We start from the raw sequence: 16,833 nt of genomic DNA on the forward strand, positions 1-16,833 counted from the left end.
CGGGGATGAGCGGGAGGATGTGGCCGGAGGCACTCAGGTGGTGTCCATGGCGTCGTTCATGGAGGGGCGCCCGCTGCGCCACCGTCCTGCGTCGGGGCGGACGGCGGCTGCGGCGGTACGGCAGGTGAATCGCGGGCCGCGACGGTGCCGGTGCGCAGGCGGCGCGCGGAGTAGCCGGCCAGGCCGACGGCGATGAGCAGGGTGCCGCCGTAGAACAGAGGGACCGTCCAGAAGTCGGCGCCCATCTGGCCGATGCCGGTGAGGCCCACGGCGAGGACAGCGACGGCGACGAGGGTGCCCATCGCGTTGGGGCGGCCTGGTTTGATCGCGGTGGAGCCGAGAAGGGCGCCGACGAATGCGGGCAGCAGGTAGTCCAGTCCGACGCTCGGATTACCGATCTGCTGCTGGGCGGCGAGCAGCACACCGGCGAAGCCGACGATCAGCCCCGACGCAGCGAACGCGTAGACGCTGTACCTGCGGGTCGGGATGCCGACGAGATCGGCCGCGCGCGGGTTCGAGCCGACGACGTACAGATACCGGCCGAGCGGCAGCCGCTCCAGCACCAACCAGAGGACGACGGCGAGGGCGAGCACGTAATAGGCAGGGACCGGAAGGCCGAGGAACCTCGAGTCGTAGATGTCGGTGAAGGCGACCGGGAGGCCTTGCGGGCCGGGGACGATCCGGCCACCGCCGGTGATCCAGCCGGTCACGGCGTACATGATGCTGCCGGTCCCGAGAGTGGCGATGAAGGAATCGATCCGGCCGAACTCGACGATGACGCCGTTGAGGACGCCGACGACCGCCCCTCCGCCGATCACCGCGAGGCAGGCGAGCGGCCAGGGCCACCCGACGTTGACGACGAGCTGCATCACCATCACGTGCGCCAGGCCGAGGCCGTAGCCGATGGAGAGGTCGAACGCGCCGGTCACGATGGGGACCATGGCGGCGAGCGCGAGAACGGCCGGGATCGACTGGTTGGAAAGTATCGAGTCGACGGTGTCCCGGGTGGGAAAGGTACGCGGCAGGGTGAGGGAGAAGATCAGGAAGAGCAGGGCCGTGAGTGCCAGAAGGCCGTAAGCACCGATGAGGTGCCCACCCGGGCCGGGCAGTCGGGCCGGGAGACCGGGCCTGCCTCGTCGGCCGAGACGGTTCAGTCGGCCCTGTCGATGCGGTCGCGGCCGGGGCGAGTGGGTCACGGGCTCGACGCGGTTCCGGAGGGGGGCATGGCCGAAGCCGCACGGGTGAGCCCGAAGACGGTGAGGGCCGGACCGCTCAGCTCGGCCGTCACGGACCCGCGGGCGAAAACCAGCGCGCGCCGGCACACGTCCACGACCTCCTGGAAGTCGGTGGAGATGAGCAGGACCGCAAGACCGCCGGCCAGTGCTTCGTCGAGCAGGCGGTGGACCGCGGACTTGGCGCCGACATCCACGCTCGCGGTCGGCTCCTCGAGGATGAGCAGACGCAGGCCCACCCGGAGCCACCGGCCGATCATGACCTTCTGCTGGTTTCCGCCGGACAGTGTGGCGATGGGGGCCTCGCTGTCGCGGGGGTGCACCGTGAACCGTTCGATCAGGGTGGCGACCTCGGCACGTTCGCGGCGGGGGCTGATCCAGCGCAGCGCCGGCAGGCCTCCCGCCCGGGGGTTGGCCAGGAAGTTCTCCCGTACGGTCAGCTCGGCGAGGCAGCCCTCCTGCTGTCTGTCACCGGGCACGAAGGCGACACCGAGTCCGACGGCCTGGGCGACCGTACGGGGACTGTACGGGCAGCCGCCGAGAAGGGCACGTCCGTCGAGGAGGGGCCGGGAACCCGCGAGGGCTCGGCCCAGGTCCCTGTGTCCGGCGCCCGAGAGGCCGACCAGTCCCAGGGCTTCCCCGGCCCTGAGCTCCAGGCTGACCGGTCCCGCGCCGGCGGTCCGTACGCCGTCGAGGGTCAGGACGGCCGGGCCGGGGACCGGGGCCGTGGCGGGGTGGCGGTCGGTCAGCTCTTCGCCGACGATGTCGTGCACCAGACGGGCAGGGCTCCGGCCCGCCAGTGCGCCGTGGCTGACGAGACTGCCGTCGCGCAGGACGGCGAAGGTGTCGGCGACCTCGTACACCTCGTCCAGACGGTGGCTCACATAGAGGATGCCGTGCCCCCGGTCGCGCAGTGCGTGCAGGACACGAAACAGCCGGGCGCAGTCCGCGGCGGGGAGGCGGGCGGTCGGCTCGTCGAGGACGATGAGCTTCGCCCGAGTCGCCAGGGCTCGTGCGATGGCGACCAGTGAACGCTCGGCCGGGGCGAGCCGGGCGATCGGTGCGTCGGGATCGAGGTGTCCGGCGACGATGCGCAGGGCCTCGGCGCAGTGCTCTCGGTTTCGCCGCCAGGAGATCAGGCCGGCGCGCCGCGGATACCCGGCGCTCAGGGCGATGTTCTCGGCGACCGACATCCACTCCACCAGACCGAGATCCTGGTGGATGAAGGACATGCTGCGGGAAGCGGCATGACTCCCGAGCGGGTGCCCGTCCACCGTGATCCGCCCCGCGTCGGCGTGGTGGACCCCGGCGAGCACCTTGATGAGCGTCGACTTTCCGGCTCCGTTGGGACCGAGAAGGGCGAGGACGCTGCCGGCGTGGACGTCCAGGTCGACCCCGGCCAGCGCGAGGGTCCCGCCGAACCGCTTGGCGAGCCCGCGGACGCGGACCAGAGGTTCCACGGACATCTCCGGTGATCGGCCTGGCGAGTTGTTCCCGACTGTCATGAGCGATGCTAGCCGGACACATAGCCAGATATCAGACATCTGCCGTCTCTCGTGCCCCCAACGGCTCAGCGCCGCGCTCGGGTCTCACGCGCCGTCGAGCCCGCATTCGGCCCAGATGACCTTGCCCTCCGGGGTGTAGCGGGTACCCCAGCTCTGTGACAGCTGCGCGACGAGGAAGAGGCCGCGGCCGCCCTCGTCGGTGGTGGCCGCCCGGCGCAGGTGCGGGGCGGTGTTGCTGCTGTCGGAGACCTCGCAGATCAGGGTGCGGCCGTGGAGCAGCCGTACTCTGATGGGCCCGGCACCGTGACGGATGGCGTTGGTGACCAGCTCGCTGAGCATCAGTTCCCCGGCGAACGCGGCTTCGTCGAGCCCCCAGTGGGCCATCTGTCGGGTGGCGGAGGCGCGGACCTCGCTGACGAGTGCTGGGTCGGCGGACAGGTCCCAGGTGGCGATCCGATCCGGATCGAGGGCGTGGGTGCGGGCGACGAGCAGAGCGACGTCGTCATACGGATGGGCGGGCGCCACGATGTCCAGGATCGCCTGACAGGTGTCCTCGGGCGAGCGCTCCGGATGGTGGGCCAGGGCCCCGCGCAGCTGGTCGAGGACGACGTCGACGTCGCGGTGCCGGTCCTCGATGAGTCCGTCGGTGTAGAGGACCAGCTGGCTGTCTTCCGGGAGGTGGATCTCGGCGGTTTCGAAGGGCAGGCCCCCGAGGCCGAGAGGGGGTCCGGCGGGCAGGTCGGGGAACGACACGTTGCCGTCGGGGTGCACCAGCGCGGGTGGGGGGTGGCCGGCGCGGGCCATGGTGCACTGTTGAGAGGTCGGGTCGTAGATGGCGTACAGACACGTCGCGCCGATGGTGCCGACGCCGTCGGAAGCGGGGTCCTCCCGGTCCAGGCGTCCCACGAGGTTGTCGAGGTGGGTGAGCACTTCGTCCGGGGGAAAGTCGAGTTCGGCGAAGCTGCGTGCGGCGGTACGCAGTTGGCCCATCGTGGCGGCGGAGAGCATGCCGTGGCCGACGACGTCACCGACGAAGAGGCCGACGCGGGTGCCGGACAGCGGGATGACGTCGTACCAGTCCCCGCCGACGTCGGACTCGGCGGGCAGGTAGCGATGGGCGACCTCGACGGCGTCCTCGTCGGGCAGACCGTGCGGGAGCAGGCTGCGCTGCAGGGCCAGGACCATGGTGCGTTCGCGCGTGTAGCGCCGGGCGTTGTCGATGGACAGCGCGGCGCGGGTGGCGAGTTCCTGGGCCAGCGAGCGGTCGTCGTCTCCGAAGGGCGCGGGGTCCTGCGAGCGATAGAAAGCGGCGACGCCCAGGACGACACCGCGGGCGACCAGGGGCACCGCGATGAGGGAGTGGACGTGGCTCAGCAGCTGTTCGGTGTGCTCGGGAGCCTGCGCGAGCCAGCCCGCGGCGGCCCTCAGGTCCGGCTCCAGCACTGCCTCGCCGCTGGTCAGACACCGCAGCTGAGGCGTGGTCGGGCCGTAGTCGATCTGCTTGCCGACGGGGTGGAAGGAACGTTCGTCGCGAATGCCGTGGACCACCGTACGGCGCAGGTCACTGCGGGGATCGGCGGACTCCTCGCCGCGCAGTACGGGCTCGGGCAGGTCGATGGTGACGAAGTCGGCCAACCGCGGCACCGCTGTCTCGGCGAGTTCCTCGGCGGTGCGGCGCACGTCCAGGGTGGTGCCTATACGGGTGCTGGCCTCGGACAACAGCTCCAGGCGGCGTCGCGCGGCCAAGGCGTACATCCCCACGTGCGGCTCCCCCACCATCACGAGCCCTCTCGCGGGAAGCGGGGAGTCGAGGTGACCGTCCCTCGCGCCGTCGACGTCGGCGGTCGTGACGCCCTCGCCGCCCGCGGCGACCTGGCCGGGTACCGTGACGGAGAGATGCCCGGGCGCCGCGACGCCGGGAACGGTGGACGTCAGGGGGGCGAGGGCGACGCCAAGCTCGGCGGGGAGGCCCAGCGGCACGTCGACCCGGTCCGGCACGGTGAATGGCGCGCGCTGCGAGGAGGCGGGGAGGACGGCCTCGATGGCGATGCCCTCCACTCCGGAGGCGCTGGTCATCGGCCGGCTCACGAGCGTGACTTGCCGGCCGTCGGGCAGGGACACCTCGACCGCGGCTCGCTGCGCGCGGGAGATCAGTTCGGCGGCCTGCTCCATGATGATCGCCCGGTCACGGGGGTGCAGTTCGAGGGCCAGTTCGTCCACGCCGATCCTGCGGTAAAGGCCAACGGCGGCTTCGGCTGCGGTGTCCTGGTACGCCCGCAGCAGAGCGTGCTCACGCGCGGAACTCTGCCCCAGCAGCCGCCGCTCGATGGCCTCGGCCGCCCTGCGTATCACGATGTCCAGCTCCGGATCCTCGGCGCTGCGCGGATAGCCGAAGCACAGGACGCCCTCGATGCGGCCGCTGAGCGGGTCGCGGACGGGAAGCGCGCGGCAGGCGCTGCCCTGGGAGCGCTCGGCGAAGTGCTCGGCACCGTAGACCCGGATGAGTTGCCGCTCCGCCAGGGCGAGACCGATGCCGTTGGTACCGGCGACCTGCTCGGCGAACACGAACCCTGGGACGCTCTGAATCGCCGGGAGGCTTCGGGCCAGCGACGTCTCTCCGAAACGCCGCAGGAGAACCGTCCCGCTCGCATCGGCAACGGAGATGTTCATCGCGCTGCCGGCGAACCGGAGCTGCAGCCGTTCGAGCACCGGCACGGCCGCGTGGACGAGCCGGGCGTCCGGATCGAAATCCTCCCGGAAGGGAAGGTCGGACTGGTCCGGCGACAGCCCCATGGACCGGCACCGCTGCCAGGAATTCAGGATCGACGTGCGCACACCCGCGTCGACCGGCTCTCCCTGCATGAACCGCTCACGAAAACGGGCGGGTCCCGTGCCCTCTGTCTCACGCCCCGTGGGTATGGGTTCGCCGCCGGACCGAACCACGCTCAGCCTCGCTCACACCTTAGATAGTCCACATTTCGGAATTATCTGATATTGACGAGAATACGGGCATCAGGGATATGAGTCACGATGCGCAAGAACTCTCACGCACGGTAACCGGACTCGTCGGTTGTCACAGGATGGCGACGGGGTTTACGGGCGAGCCCGTCCCGCCCGGGACGTTCAGCGGTGCCACGACGAGCAGGAACTCATACCGCCCCGCCTCGGCGGTCGCTGCGGAGAGCTCTTCAAGGTCGAGGTTGTCCAGCAGCGGCACCCCCATCGCGGCCACCGCCAGCGCGTGGACCGGCGAATGCACGCCGTCCACGGGCGAGGGACGTACATCGCTGTCGCCGTCCCCGCCGAGCAGCGCGATGCCACGCTCGGCCAGCAGCGGTACGGCGTCCACGTGGAAGCCGGCGCTCGCCGTGTCGGGGTCCCAGGAACCGAGTTCCCCGCGGCGACGGACATGCCCGGAGCGCATCAGCACCGCGTCGCCCTCGCCGATCGTCACATCGAGCGCCTTCTCCGCAGCGATGATGTCGTTTGCGTGCACCGCTTGTCCCGGCTCCAGCCAGCGGATCCCGAAGACGGCGGGGAAGTCGAGGAGCACACCCGTCGTGACGAGGGGCCCGAGCGCCGACACCGCGCCGAAGCGGGCGCCTGCGGCATCGACGAGCTCGTGTGCCGTCCGGCCACCGTAGAGCTGCCCCCGGTAGGCGATGTGACACAGCGCGTCGAGGTGGGTGACGCCCTTGCCGTGATAGTCGGCGCCGATGAAGTCCTTGAGAGTGGAGGGTTCCGGACTCTCCACGTCGCCGAGATCGGTCATGTGGTGCAGGGCGGGCTTGCGGTTGTCCGGGCCGGCCCGGGTGTTCCAGGGCACCGCCATCTGGACGACCCTCCCGGACCGCACTCTGTCCGTGGCCCGCCGCACGCGGTCCGCGGTCACCCTGTTCCAGGCACCGCGGTCGGCCGGGGCCCATCGACCCCACGTGCGAACCGCCTCGAAGAGTGCGTCGAACTCCCGACGGGAGACGGCAGGGCCGTTGTGGGTACGGGTCGGCCTGGGATTCGGGGCACCGCCGGAACTCGAGCTCATCCGTACTCACCGTTCCCAGGCCGAAGAGCGTCATCCTCGCGACGAGAAATCCAGCTTTGCACTTTGATCGTGTGCGGCCAGAGGTTGGCGGCGTAGCGAGGAGTTTCGGGGACGTGCTGCGTCTATGTGTACCCCCGTCGGCGCGGAGGGCACCGCTCCATGGTGCGGGCGGGTCGGGCCATGGCCCGACCCCGACCCGGCGGCGATACGGACGCGCACGCACCGGTGCGGCACACCTTCGCCTGCACAAAGAACCGCTGCAACCCCAAAGGGCCGATGAGCGGCACGCTCAACGCCGAAGCCGGGATCAGACCTACGCGAAGAAGGGCCCCCACAGGCTCTCGCCTGCGAAGACCCTTCGCACCGTCGGGACGACAGGATTTGAACCTGCGACCCCTTGACCCCCAGTCAAGTGCGCTACCAAGCTGCGCCACGTCCCGGTGCCTGTCTGACCTGGGGTTTCCCCCGGCCGAACGTGCATGGAAACCATACCGCACTCGGGTCGGTGGTCACGCACCGCTTTATTCGCGCGCAGGTCGATCTGGACCTCGGGCATCAGGACGTGGGCGCCACCTCCTTCGACTGGCCCGCCGGCGGGTAAACCCACGGCGCCCGGCGACATGGCCCTCCTCGACACCCTGGACGGCTGGAGCCGGACTCCCGGTCGACGGTGAGGACTTCCGGACCGTCCGCGAGGGGCACTCCGGCGTCCTCGTCGAGCCGTACCTTGCCGGCACGTCGACGGCCGCCGCGCACGGCTCGACGCCCTGTCGTCGCGGGAGCGGATCAGTGGCTTTGTCGCCGGGGGACGGCGGGTGACGGCGGGCGTGTGAGGCGAGGGGAGAAGCGCTGGGGAATGTCCACCGCGAGGGCGACACATCCGCTCCCACAGCCCAAGACGTCCGGCCTTGCCCGCCCGGTCACCCGCCGCCCTTGTCAGAGCACTCCCGTCGGCGCACCACCCCCGCGCCCGACTCCGAGCCCGACCCCGTCATCGGTGCATCGGCCCGTATCAGGCCTCGTATCGCCGGTACCGAGAGCAGAGCGACCGGGATGGCGAGGCTCATCGCTGCGGCGACGAGGAGGACCTGGTCGGCGCCGATGGCCGAGGCGGCGGGGCCGGCGAGGGCCTGGCCGACGGGCATCATCGCGAGGGAGCCGGCCACGTCGTACGCGTGAATGCGGTTGAGGACGTCGGGCGGGACCTGGGTCTGGACGCTGGTGGCCCACATCACGCCCCAGAACGACATCCCTGCCCCCGCGGCGGCCGCCCCGGCCGCCATGGCCGGTACGCCGAGCCCCGCCCCGACGGTCGCCGGGAAGCCCGCAAAGGCGAACAGGGAGATCGCGCCGGCCCGCAGCATACGGCGAGGGCGCAGCCGCAGGGCGAGGAGGCCGCCGACGACGGTGCCGGCGCCGAGGGCGGAGTTGACCAGGCCGTAGGCGCGCGGGCCGTGCTGCTGCACCACCTCCGTCGCCACCAGCGGAACGGACGGACCCCAGATGGCGATCATGTACACGCACCAGACGGCGATCACGCCCCACAGCCAGGTGCGCGCTCTGAACTCCCGCCACCCTTCGACCAGATCGGCCCGGAAGGCGCTCCCGCCGCCGTGTCCCGTGGGACGGCTTCCGGGAGTGAGCGGAGGCAGCCGGAGCAGCAGGAGGCACAGCGCGCTCACCGCGTACGTGGCCGCGTGGGCCGCGAAGACGCCGCCGGGCGAGGCGAAGCCGACCAGGACGCCGGCGAGGGCGGGGCCGGCGAGCTGGGCGGCGGACTCGGCGATGCGTATGGCGCCGTTCGCACCCTGGATGTCGGAGGCGAGCCGGGGCACCGTACTGGCGACGCCGGGCTGGAACACGGCGCCCGCAACGCCGTTGACGAAACCGATGGCGCAGACTTCCCAGAGCACGACGTGTCCGGAGTAGAACAGCACGGCGGCGAGGGACTGAGTACCGAGGCGTACGAGGTCGGCGCCGATCATCAGCTTCCGCGTGCTGAAGCGGTCGGCGATCACCCCGCCGAAGACGACCAGCCCGGCGAAGGCGACGGACGTCGCGGCCATCGCCAGGCCGACAGCGCCCGCCCCGTACCCGTGCTGAAGCAGGCCCGCGGCGAGGGCGACGGGCAGCATGGTGTCGCCGAGCCGGGCCACGGCCCGGGCGACGAAGAACAATGCGAAGTCCCGCGACCACACCGGCCGCACGCCCGCCTGGCGCCCCTTGCCGGCCACCGGCTCACTGCCGACTGCCTGGGCAACGATGTCATGCCCGCCGACAGCCCCTTGCGAGCCGCCCGGTTGCGCCGTTACCCCTGCCCCGGCCCCAGCCTCGTCTCCGTCGCCAATTCCCTGTTCCGACGGCTGTGATGACGTCCCGGTCATCCCGTCCAGCTCCCCTCCCCGCTCCCGATCCCCAAGAGCCCCGCACCCCCACGCCGAGTCGACAGCCGAAGCCCCCTCCGCCCCGGCACACTCATCTCCGGATCATGCCACCCGGCACTGACAACGCCCGAAGGATTTTCAGTCCGCGGCCGGAAGCCCCAACTCCGGGTAGGCGTCGAGGAGTCGGGGCGGGGCCGCCTGGCGCCAGGAGTCGGCGAGGATGTCGCGCAGTTCGTCCTCGTCCTCGACCGCGGAGAGGCGGGCCCTCACCCAGGCGAACTGCCCTTCGTGGGCGGCGATCCAGAACTTGCCCGGCTCGGCCAGCACCAGTTCGTCGCGCTCCTCCTTGGGACAGCGCACGGCGATGGAGGTCTCGTCCTCGGGCAGCGTGGCGAACATCTTCCCCGCGACCCGGAACGTGGGCATGCTCCAGGCGATCTTCTCCGTCGTGTCCGGCAGGGCAAGGCAGATACGGCGTACGTCTTCGGCATCCGGCATGCTTCGCACGGTAGCCGCTGCCACTGACAATCACCTGCCGCTGCCGCCGACAACTACCTGGTGAGAGCGTCGGCCTTCAGTTTCTTGAAGTAGATCGACGTGGGCCGCAGCACGCCGTCCGGGTTCGCCGCGTAGTCGGGGATCACGCCGGTCCGGGTCCAGCCGGCCGAGCGGTAGAGGCCCTCCGCGAGGCTGTCCGTCTCGGTGTCCAGGTGCAGGAGGGTGACGCCGGCCGCGGCTGCCGCCTCTTCGGCAACGCTCAAGAGCCTGCGGCCGAGGCCCTGCCCGCGGGCGTCCCGGTGGACCATCAGCTTGACCAGTTCGGCGCGGTGGCTGCTGTTGGGCTTGTCGGGGAAGGCCAGGCTGACCGTGCCGACCACCCGCTCCCCGTCCTGTGCCACCCACACGCCGAGCTGCCCGGCGGCGACTCCCGCGGCGCGCTCCTTCCACCAGGAGAGCGCCGCCGCACGGTCGAGCGGCGATAGGAAGCCGATGGAAGCGCCGCCGTCGACCGTGTCGACCAGAAGGTCGGCCAACTCGTCCACGCGCGCGTGCAGTTCAGCGCAGTCCAAACGGCTCACGATCACGGCAGCACCACCGCCAGCACATACCGCACGTCTTCGGGACCCGCGCACCGGAACCGCGTAGGCCCCCACACCCGCAGCCGCAGGCAGTCCCCGGTGCCGAGGCGGTGCTCCACCTCCTGTGCCGTCACTTCAAGTGCTCCTTCCAGAACCCAGATGTGCTGTTCCAGGCCGGGTACGGGCGGCCGGTCGTACGCGATGTCGGCGCCCGCGGTCAGACGCCCCTCGACGAGTTCGCCGCGCAGCCCGGCATGCGGCGGCGACACTGATCGCCGTACGAAACCGGAGGCCCGGTCCTCCCACACCTGCTGCTCGGCGGCCCGCACCAGCAGCGCCGGCTCCGCCTCGACCTCGCTGAGCAGCTGGGACATGGTGCGGCCGTACACACCGCACAGCCGGTTCAGGAGCGAGGCGGTCGGGCTGATCTCCGCGCGCTCGGCCCGGGACAGCGTCGACCGGCTGACCCCGCTCCGCTCCGCCAACTCGCCCAGCGACCAGCCCCGTTCGGCCCGCAGCTCGGCCAGCCGGGCACCGAGCCGGGCGTCGACGGGATCCGGGCCGGCCTCAGCAACGCCATGTTTCATATCAGGGATACTATCCCAGATCAGAGACACGGCCCTCTCGAACCTCTATGGCCCCCTCACTCCCTCCCCCCGAACGCCGCCAGCGTCCGCTCCAGCGCCGGCATGGCCCGCACCACCCGCTTCGAGCGGATCAGCATGTCCCAGGCCGGCTCGAACTTCTTCCAGCCACCGGCGTACGCGAGGTGCCGCAGCCGTTCGTGCCGGCCCGGCTGGGCGGCGGAGCCGCGCCAGATGTTGGACCAGCGGTAGAAGTCGCGGTACGCGCGCCAGTAGCCGTCCTCCAGCTGACGGGGCGTCATTCCCTTGGGGCGGTAGACGACATGGCGGGTGTCGTAGAGGTCCCAGTCGCGGTGGACGATGCGGTCCTCGGACTCCAACTGCTTCCACAGTCCGGTCGACGGATACGGCGTCATGATGTGGAAGGTCGCCGTCTCGATGCCCTGCTCGACCGCCCAGGCCACGGTGCGGTCGAAGACGTCGGGACCGTCCTGGTCGAGCCCGAAGACGAAGCTGGCGTTGACCATGACTCCGGCGTCGTGCAGGCGTCGTACCGCTGCCGCGTAGTCGGTGCCGATGTTCTGGTTCTTGCGGCGCTCGGCGAGGTTCGCGTCGTTGACGGTCTCGAAGCCGACGAACAGGCTGCGCAGCCCCGCCTCGACCGCGCGCTCCAACAGGTCGGGCTTCAGTACGGAGTTGACCGTTCCGGCCGCCTGCCACAGCCGCCCCATGCCGCGCATGCCGTCGAACAGGGCCTCCGCGAAGCGGCGGTTCCCCAGCAGGTGGTCGTCGAGGAAGTAGAGGTGGCGGCCGGGCAGGCGGTCGATCTCCGCGAGGGCGTCGTCGACGGTCTGCGTGTAGAAGGACTTGCCGCCCTCGAAGAAGGCGTCCTTGTAGCAGAAGTCGCAGTGGTGCGGGCAACCCCGCGACACCACGATGGAGTTGGGGACGAGATAGAGGTGACGCTTGATCAGGTCCCGTCGCACGGGCGGCAGTCCGGCGAGGGTGCGCTGCTTGGAGTCGTAGCGGCGGGCGGGCACTCCGTCACGGAAGTCCTTCAGGAACAGCGGCCAGGTGTCCTCCCCCGGTCCCGTGAAGATCGTGTCGGCGTGGGCCGCCGCCTCGTCGGGCAGCGAGGTGACGTGCAAGCCGCCCATGGCCACATGGACGCCCCGGGCCCGGAAGTGGTCGGCTATCTCGTAGCTGCGCCGGGCCGAGGTGATGTACGGCTGGATCACCAGCAGGTCGGGGGTGCCGAGGGCTTCGAGGTCGATGCGCTCCACGTGCTCGTCGAGGAGCGTGACCTCGTCGTCGGGGTCGAGGTAGCCGGCCAGGGTCGCGAGGCCCAGGGGCGGGAACAGCGAGTACTTGATGGGCCGGAACAGCGGGCTGGTCGCCTCGGTCAGGGCCGGAAGGATCATCGTCACACGCATGACAACCCAGACTGCGTGCGACCCGTGGCTGGTTCCCTACGCCCGCGCCGCCTCGCCCAGCGCTTCCAGCACCGGCCGGATCAGCGGATGCTCCTCGGCCCCCCGTCGTACGGCCGCGAAGACCCGGCGGGTCGGCGCGACCCCGTCGACCGGGCGTACGACCACTCCGGTCAGGTCCATGCCCCGCAGCGCCGACCGCGGGACCAGAGCGACGCCCGCATCGGCCGACGCCAGGGCCACCACCGCCCGGAAGTCGTCCGAGGAGTGCTCCAGACGTGGCTGGAATCCGGCGCTCTCGCAGGCCAGGACGACCACCTCATGGCAGGGATTGCCGGGGTAAGGGCCGATCCACGGGTCCTTGGCCAGCTCCGCCAAGGGCACCTCGCTCACGTCGGCCAGCCGATGCCTCACCGGCACGACCGCATCGAACGGCTCCGCGTACAGCGATACGTGGGTCAGGCGCGGATCATCGGCCGGCGGCGCCCCGCGGTACTCGACCGCGACCGCGACGTCGACCTGCCGGTCCAGCACCATCGGCAGGCTGGCGTCGCCCTCCGCGTCCTGGACGCGGATGCGGATGCCGGGCGCCGACTCGGCGAGATGGGCCACCGCAGGGGCGACGACCTGGGCGATGCCGGTCGCGAAGGAGGCGACGGTGACCGTGCCGGCGGCACCCGAGCTGTACGCGGCGAGCTCGGCCTCGGCCCGCTCCAGCTGGGCGAGGACGGCGTTGGTGTGGCTGAGCAGGATCTCGCCGGCCGGGGTCAGCCGTACCCCCTTGGCGCCGCGCTCGACCAGGCGGTGGCCGGTCTCCTGCTCCAAGGCCGTGAGCTGCTGGGACACGGCCGAGGGCGTGAGATACAGCGCGGCGGCAGCCGCCGTCACGGTGCGGTGGTCGGCCACCGCACGGAGGATGTGCAGCCGCCGCGCTTCGATCATGAGATCGATTGTCTCAAATGCCCCGTGGGCTCCGGCTCAGCCCTCCAGCTCCGCCCGCGCGGCCACGAACGCGTCGACGGCCCGGTTCACATCCTCCGTCGAGTGCCCGGCGGACAGCTGCACGCGGATGCGTGCCTGCCCCTGTGGCACGACCGGGTACGAGAACCCGATCACGTACACGCCCCGCTCCAGCAGCAGCTCCGCGAGCCGACCCGCCTTCGTCGCGTCGCCGATCATGACCGGTGCGATGGCGTGGTCGCCGGGGAGGATGTCGAAGCCTTCCTCGGTCATACGGCGGCGGAACAGCGCGGTGTTCTCGTTCAGCCGGACGCGCAGGTCGTCCGCCGACTCCAGCAGGTCGAGCACCTTCAGGGAGGCCGCGGCGATCACCGGGGCGAGGGTGTTCGAGAAGAGGTACGGCCGTGAGCGCTGGCGCAGGAGGGCGACGATCTCGGCGCGGGCCGCCACGTAGCCGCCGGAGGCGCCGCCGAGGGCCTTGCCCAGGGTGCCGGTGATGATGTCGACGCGGTCCATGACGCCGTGCAGTTCGGGGGTGCCGCGGCCGCCGGGGCCGACGAAGCCGACGGCGTGGGAGTCGTCGACCATGACCATGGCGTCGTAGCGGTCGGCGAGGTCGCAGATGTCCCGCAGCGGCGCCACGTAACCGTCCATCGAGAACACGCCGTCGGTCACGATCAGCTTCCGTCGCGCGCCCGCGGCCTCCTTCAACTGCCGTTCCAGATCGGCGAGATCACGGTTGGCGTACCGGAAGCGGCGGGCCTTGGACAGGCGGATGCCGTCGATGATCGACGCGTGGTTCAGCGCGTCGGAGATGACCGCGTCCTCCGGGCCCAACAGCGTTTCGAAAACACCGCCGTTGGCGTCGAAGCAGGAGGAGTACAGGATCGTGTCCTCCTGGCCGAGGAAGGCCGACAGGCGCGCCTCGAGCTCCTTGTGCACCTCCTGGGTGCCGCAGATGAAGCGGACGGACGCCATGCCGTAGCCCCAGCGGTCCAGCGCCTCGTGCGCGGCGGCGACGACCTCGGGGTGGTCGGCGAGGCCGAGGTAGTTGTTGGCGCAGAAGTTGAGGACCTCGCCGGGGCGGCCGCCCGCGGAGACGTTGACGGTCGCGGACTGCGGGGTGTCGATGACGCGCTCGGGCTTGTGCAGGCCGGCGGCCCGGATCTCGTCGAGGGTGGCGCGCAGGTCGTCGCGCACGGAGTCGAACATGGGAGAAGCTCCTAAAATGCCTTCGCCGAAAGGGAGTTACGCAGTCCAGTCGAGGATGACCTTGCCACCGCGGCCGCTCGCCGCGTCGGCGAACGCCGCCTCGAAGTCGCCGTAGCCGTACCGCCCGGTGATCACGGGCGACAGGTCGAGGCCGCCTTCCAGCAGCACCGACATCGCGTACCAGGTCTCGAACATCTCACGGCCGTAGATGCCCTTGATGGTGATCATCGAGGTGACGACCCGCGACCAGTCGACCGCGAACTCCTGGGCGGGCAGGCCGAGCATGGCGATACGGCCGCCGTGCGTCATGTTGGCGATCATGTCGCGCATGGCCTCGGGACGGCCGGACATCTCCAGTCCGATGTCGAAGCCCTCGCGCAGCCCCAACTCCCGCTGTCCGTCCGCAATCCGAGCCTCCGACACGTTCAGCGCGAGGCTCACGCCGATCTTGCGGGCCAGCTCCAGGCGCTCCTCGCTGACATCGGTGATCACAACGTTGCGGGCGCCCGCGTGCCGGGCCACCGCGGCGGCCATCAGGCCGATCGGACCGGCACCCGTGATGAGCACGTCCTCGCCGACCAGCGGGAAGGACAGGGCCGTGTGCACGGCGTTGCCGAACGGGTCGAAGATCGCGGCGACATCGAGGTCGACGGGGGCCCGGTGCACCCACACATTGGCGGCGGGCAGGGCGACGTACTCCGCGAAGGCCCCGTCCCGGCCGACGCCGAGCCCGACCGTCGCCCGGCACAGATGACGGCGCCCGGCAAGACAGTTGCGGCACTTCCCGCAGACGAGGTGCCCCTCACCGCTCACCAGGTCGCCGGCCTTGATGTCCGCGACATCGCGCCCGGTCCCGACGACTTCGCCGACGAACTCGTGCCCGAGCACCAGCGGCGTACGGATCGACTGCTGCGCCCAGCCGTCCCAGGCCCGGATGTGCAGATCGGTGCCGCAGATACCGGTGCGCAGCACCTTGATCAGTACGTCGCCGGGTCCGACGGCGGGCTCCGGCACGTCCGCGAGCCACAGCCCTGGCTCCGCCTTCTCCTTGACCAGCGCCTTCAACGCTACGGCTCCCGTGCTCGAGGACCCGGATGCGGGCAGGCCGAAGCCGCCCGCATCCGGGGAGGGGGGTGGAATCGCGTAGCAATCTGCCGTACGGCACCGCCCCCGGTCCATCGAGGATTTCTTAACCCGCACCGCAGCTCCGCTTCACACCTGCCCCCGCTCGAAGTAGCCGACCAGGTCCGCGTCCAACGGCGGCACCTCTCGTACGACACCTCCCGCGCGCAGCGACTCGGTCGCACCGAACCCGGCCGCCACCGCCATCCGCGCGGCCACCGGCGAGGTGTCGGTGCGCCCTCCCTGCCGTACGAAGCGCAGGAACTCGTCGATGATCAGCGGATCGGCGCCGCCGTGCTCGGCGTCCTCGTCGACGTCCGGCACCGGGTACTCGGCGTCGGGCTCCGCCCGGTATCCGGAACGCCGGGAGTTCCACACCCGCACGGCTCCCCCGGGTCCGTCGCCGAAGTTCTCCAGGCGGCCCGCGTCGCCGATGACGGTGTAGTTGCGCCAGTAGTCGGGGGTGAAGTGGCACTGCTGATAGGCGGCCAACACCCCGTTGTCCAGGCGCATGTTGACCAGCGACACGTCCTCGACGTCGATGACGGGGTTGAGGGCGCGCTGGGTGTGCGGCGGCCAATGGCCGTCCTCCGTGTACCAGTCGGCGGTCTTGGGCTCGCCCGGTGCCCGGCGGTGCGGGTTGTCGCCGTAGACCATGAGGTCGCCGAACGCCTGCACCTGCCGGGTGTATCCGCCGGCCAGCCAGTGCAGTACGTCGATGTCGTGGGCGCCCTTCTGGAGCAACAGGCTTGTGGTGTACCGGCGTTCGGCGTGCCAGTCCTTGAAGTACCAGTCGCCGCCGTAGCCGACGAAGTGGCGGACCCAGACCGTCTTGACCGTGCCGATGTCGCCGCGCGCGATGATGTCGCGCATCATGCGGATGACCGGCATGTGCCGCATGTTGTGGCCGACGTAGAGGCGGGTGCCGGTCTCACGGGCGGTGCGCAGGATGCGGTCGCAGCGGTCGACGGTGATGTCGAGGGGCTTCTCGACGAAGACGGGCCTGGCCGCCCGGAGGGCCGCGCAGGCCAGGTCGGCGTGGGTGTGGTCCGGGGTGAGGACGAGGACGGCGTCGATGTCCGGGGCCTCGATCACCTTGCGGTGGTCGTCGACCGTACGCACGCCGGGGATTGAGTCGGCGGCCCGTTCCCGGCTCGCCTGGTCGGGGTCGGCGACGACGGTCACGCGCGCTCCCCCGCCGGGTCGGTGGGCGATCCGGGCGAGGGAGCCGCGCAGTCCGTAGCCGAGGACACCGAGGCGCAGGTCGGTCATGGTGGGCCTTC

General features: G+C 70.8%; 13 protein-coding genes and 1 tRNA gene. All 14 read right to left on the reverse strand.

The features are described from left to right. Nucleotides 1–56 precede the first annotated feature (56 nt). Complete coding sequence (locus ACFY1L_RS02280) at nucleotides 57–1,196, reverse strand: ABC transporter permease (protein WP_388816831.1); 1,140 nt, start codon at nucleotides 1,194–1,196, stop codon at nucleotides 57–59. Continuing rightward, the gene (locus ACFY1L_RS02285; protein ID WP_388816834.1) at nucleotides 1,193–2,698 is read right to left on the reverse strand and encodes a sugar ABC transporter ATP-binding protein; all 1,506 of its coding nucleotides are present in this window, start codon (nucleotides 2,696–2,698) and stop codon (nucleotides 1,193–1,195) included. Before ACFY1L_RS02285 ends, ACFY1L_RS02280 begins: the two co-directional genes overlap by 4 nt. A 123-nt stretch (nucleotides 2,699–2,821) precedes the next feature. Beyond that, complete coding sequence (locus ACFY1L_RS02290) at nucleotides 2,822–5,680, reverse strand: SpoIIE family protein phosphatase (RefSeq protein WP_388816837.1); 2,859 nt, start codon at nucleotides 5,678–5,680, stop codon at nucleotides 2,822–2,824. Nucleotides 5,681–5,810: 130 nt separating this feature from the next. After that, nucleotides 5,811–6,779 carry a cyclase family protein gene (locus ACFY1L_RS02295; protein WP_388816839.1) on the reverse strand — a complete coding sequence of 323 codons (969 nt, stop codon included), beginning with the start codon at nucleotides 6,777–6,779 and terminating at the stop codon, nucleotides 5,811–5,813. A 366-nt stretch (nucleotides 6,780–7,145) separates the two neighbouring features. Beyond that, nucleotides 7,146–7,219 (reverse strand) — tRNA-Pro (locus ACFY1L_RS02300). A gap of 480 nt (nucleotides 7,220–7,699) precedes the next feature. Next, a complete protein-coding gene (locus ACFY1L_RS02305) occupies nucleotides 7,700–9,163 on the reverse strand; it encodes an MFS transporter (protein ID WP_388816842.1) in 1,464 nt (487 codons plus the stop codon). Nucleotides 9,164–9,301: 138 nt separating this feature from the next. Further along, nucleotides 9,302–9,661: an MmcQ/YjbR family DNA-binding protein gene (locus ACFY1L_RS02310; RefSeq protein WP_388816845.1), complete on the reverse strand. Its 360-nt coding sequence runs from the start codon at nucleotides 9,659–9,661 to the stop codon at nucleotides 9,302–9,304. Nucleotides 9,662–9,714: 53 nt separating this feature from the next. Continuing rightward, nucleotides 9,715–10,248, reverse strand: coding sequence for a GNAT family N-acetyltransferase (locus ACFY1L_RS02315; RefSeq protein WP_388816848.1), 534 nt, complete (start codon nucleotides 10,246–10,248; stop codon nucleotides 9,715–9,717). Further along, nucleotides 10,245–10,829: a helix-turn-helix domain-containing protein gene (locus ACFY1L_RS02320; protein ID WP_388816851.1), complete on the reverse strand. Its 585-nt coding sequence runs from the start codon at nucleotides 10,827–10,829 to the stop codon at nucleotides 10,245–10,247. The genes ACFY1L_RS02315 and ACFY1L_RS02320 overlap by 4 nt, the downstream gene beginning before the upstream one ends. A 56-nt stretch (nucleotides 10,830–10,885) precedes the next feature. Then, nucleotides 10,886–12,259, reverse strand: coding sequence for a B12-binding domain-containing radical SAM protein (locus tag ACFY1L_RS02325; RefSeq protein ID WP_388816854.1), 1,374 nt, complete (start codon nucleotides 12,257–12,259; stop codon nucleotides 10,886–10,888). Between the two features lie 36 nt (nucleotides 12,260–12,295). After that, nucleotides 12,296–13,198, reverse strand: a complete 903-nt coding sequence (locus tag ACFY1L_RS02330; protein WP_388816857.1) for a LysR family transcriptional regulator — start codon at nucleotides 13,196–13,198, stop codon at nucleotides 12,296–12,298. A 36-nt stretch (nucleotides 13,199–13,234) separates the two neighbouring features. After that, nucleotides 13,235–14,428 carry a glycine C-acetyltransferase gene (locus ACFY1L_RS02335; protein ID WP_388816860.1) on the reverse strand — a complete coding sequence of 398 codons (1,194 nt, stop codon included), beginning with the start codon at nucleotides 14,426–14,428 and terminating at the stop codon, nucleotides 13,235–13,237. 36 nt (nucleotides 14,429–14,464) lie between these two features. Continuing rightward, nucleotides 14,465–15,493, reverse strand: a complete 1,029-nt coding sequence (tdh, locus tag ACFY1L_RS02340) for an L-threonine 3-dehydrogenase (protein ID WP_388816863.1) — start codon at nucleotides 15,491–15,493, stop codon at nucleotides 14,465–14,467. A 147-nt stretch (nucleotides 15,494–15,640) separates the two neighbouring features. Continuing rightward, nucleotides 15,641–16,822, reverse strand: coding sequence for a Gfo/Idh/MocA family protein (locus tag ACFY1L_RS02345; RefSeq protein ID WP_388816866.1), 1,182 nt, complete (start codon nucleotides 16,820–16,822; stop codon nucleotides 15,641–15,643). Between the last annotated feature and the right edge of the window lie 11 nt (nucleotides 16,823–16,833).

It is taken from the genome of Streptomyces sp. NPDC001663 (genome assembly GCF_042893105.1).
Taxonomy (GTDB): domain Bacteria; phylum Actinomycetota; class Actinomycetes; order Streptomycetales; family Streptomycetaceae; genus Streptomyces.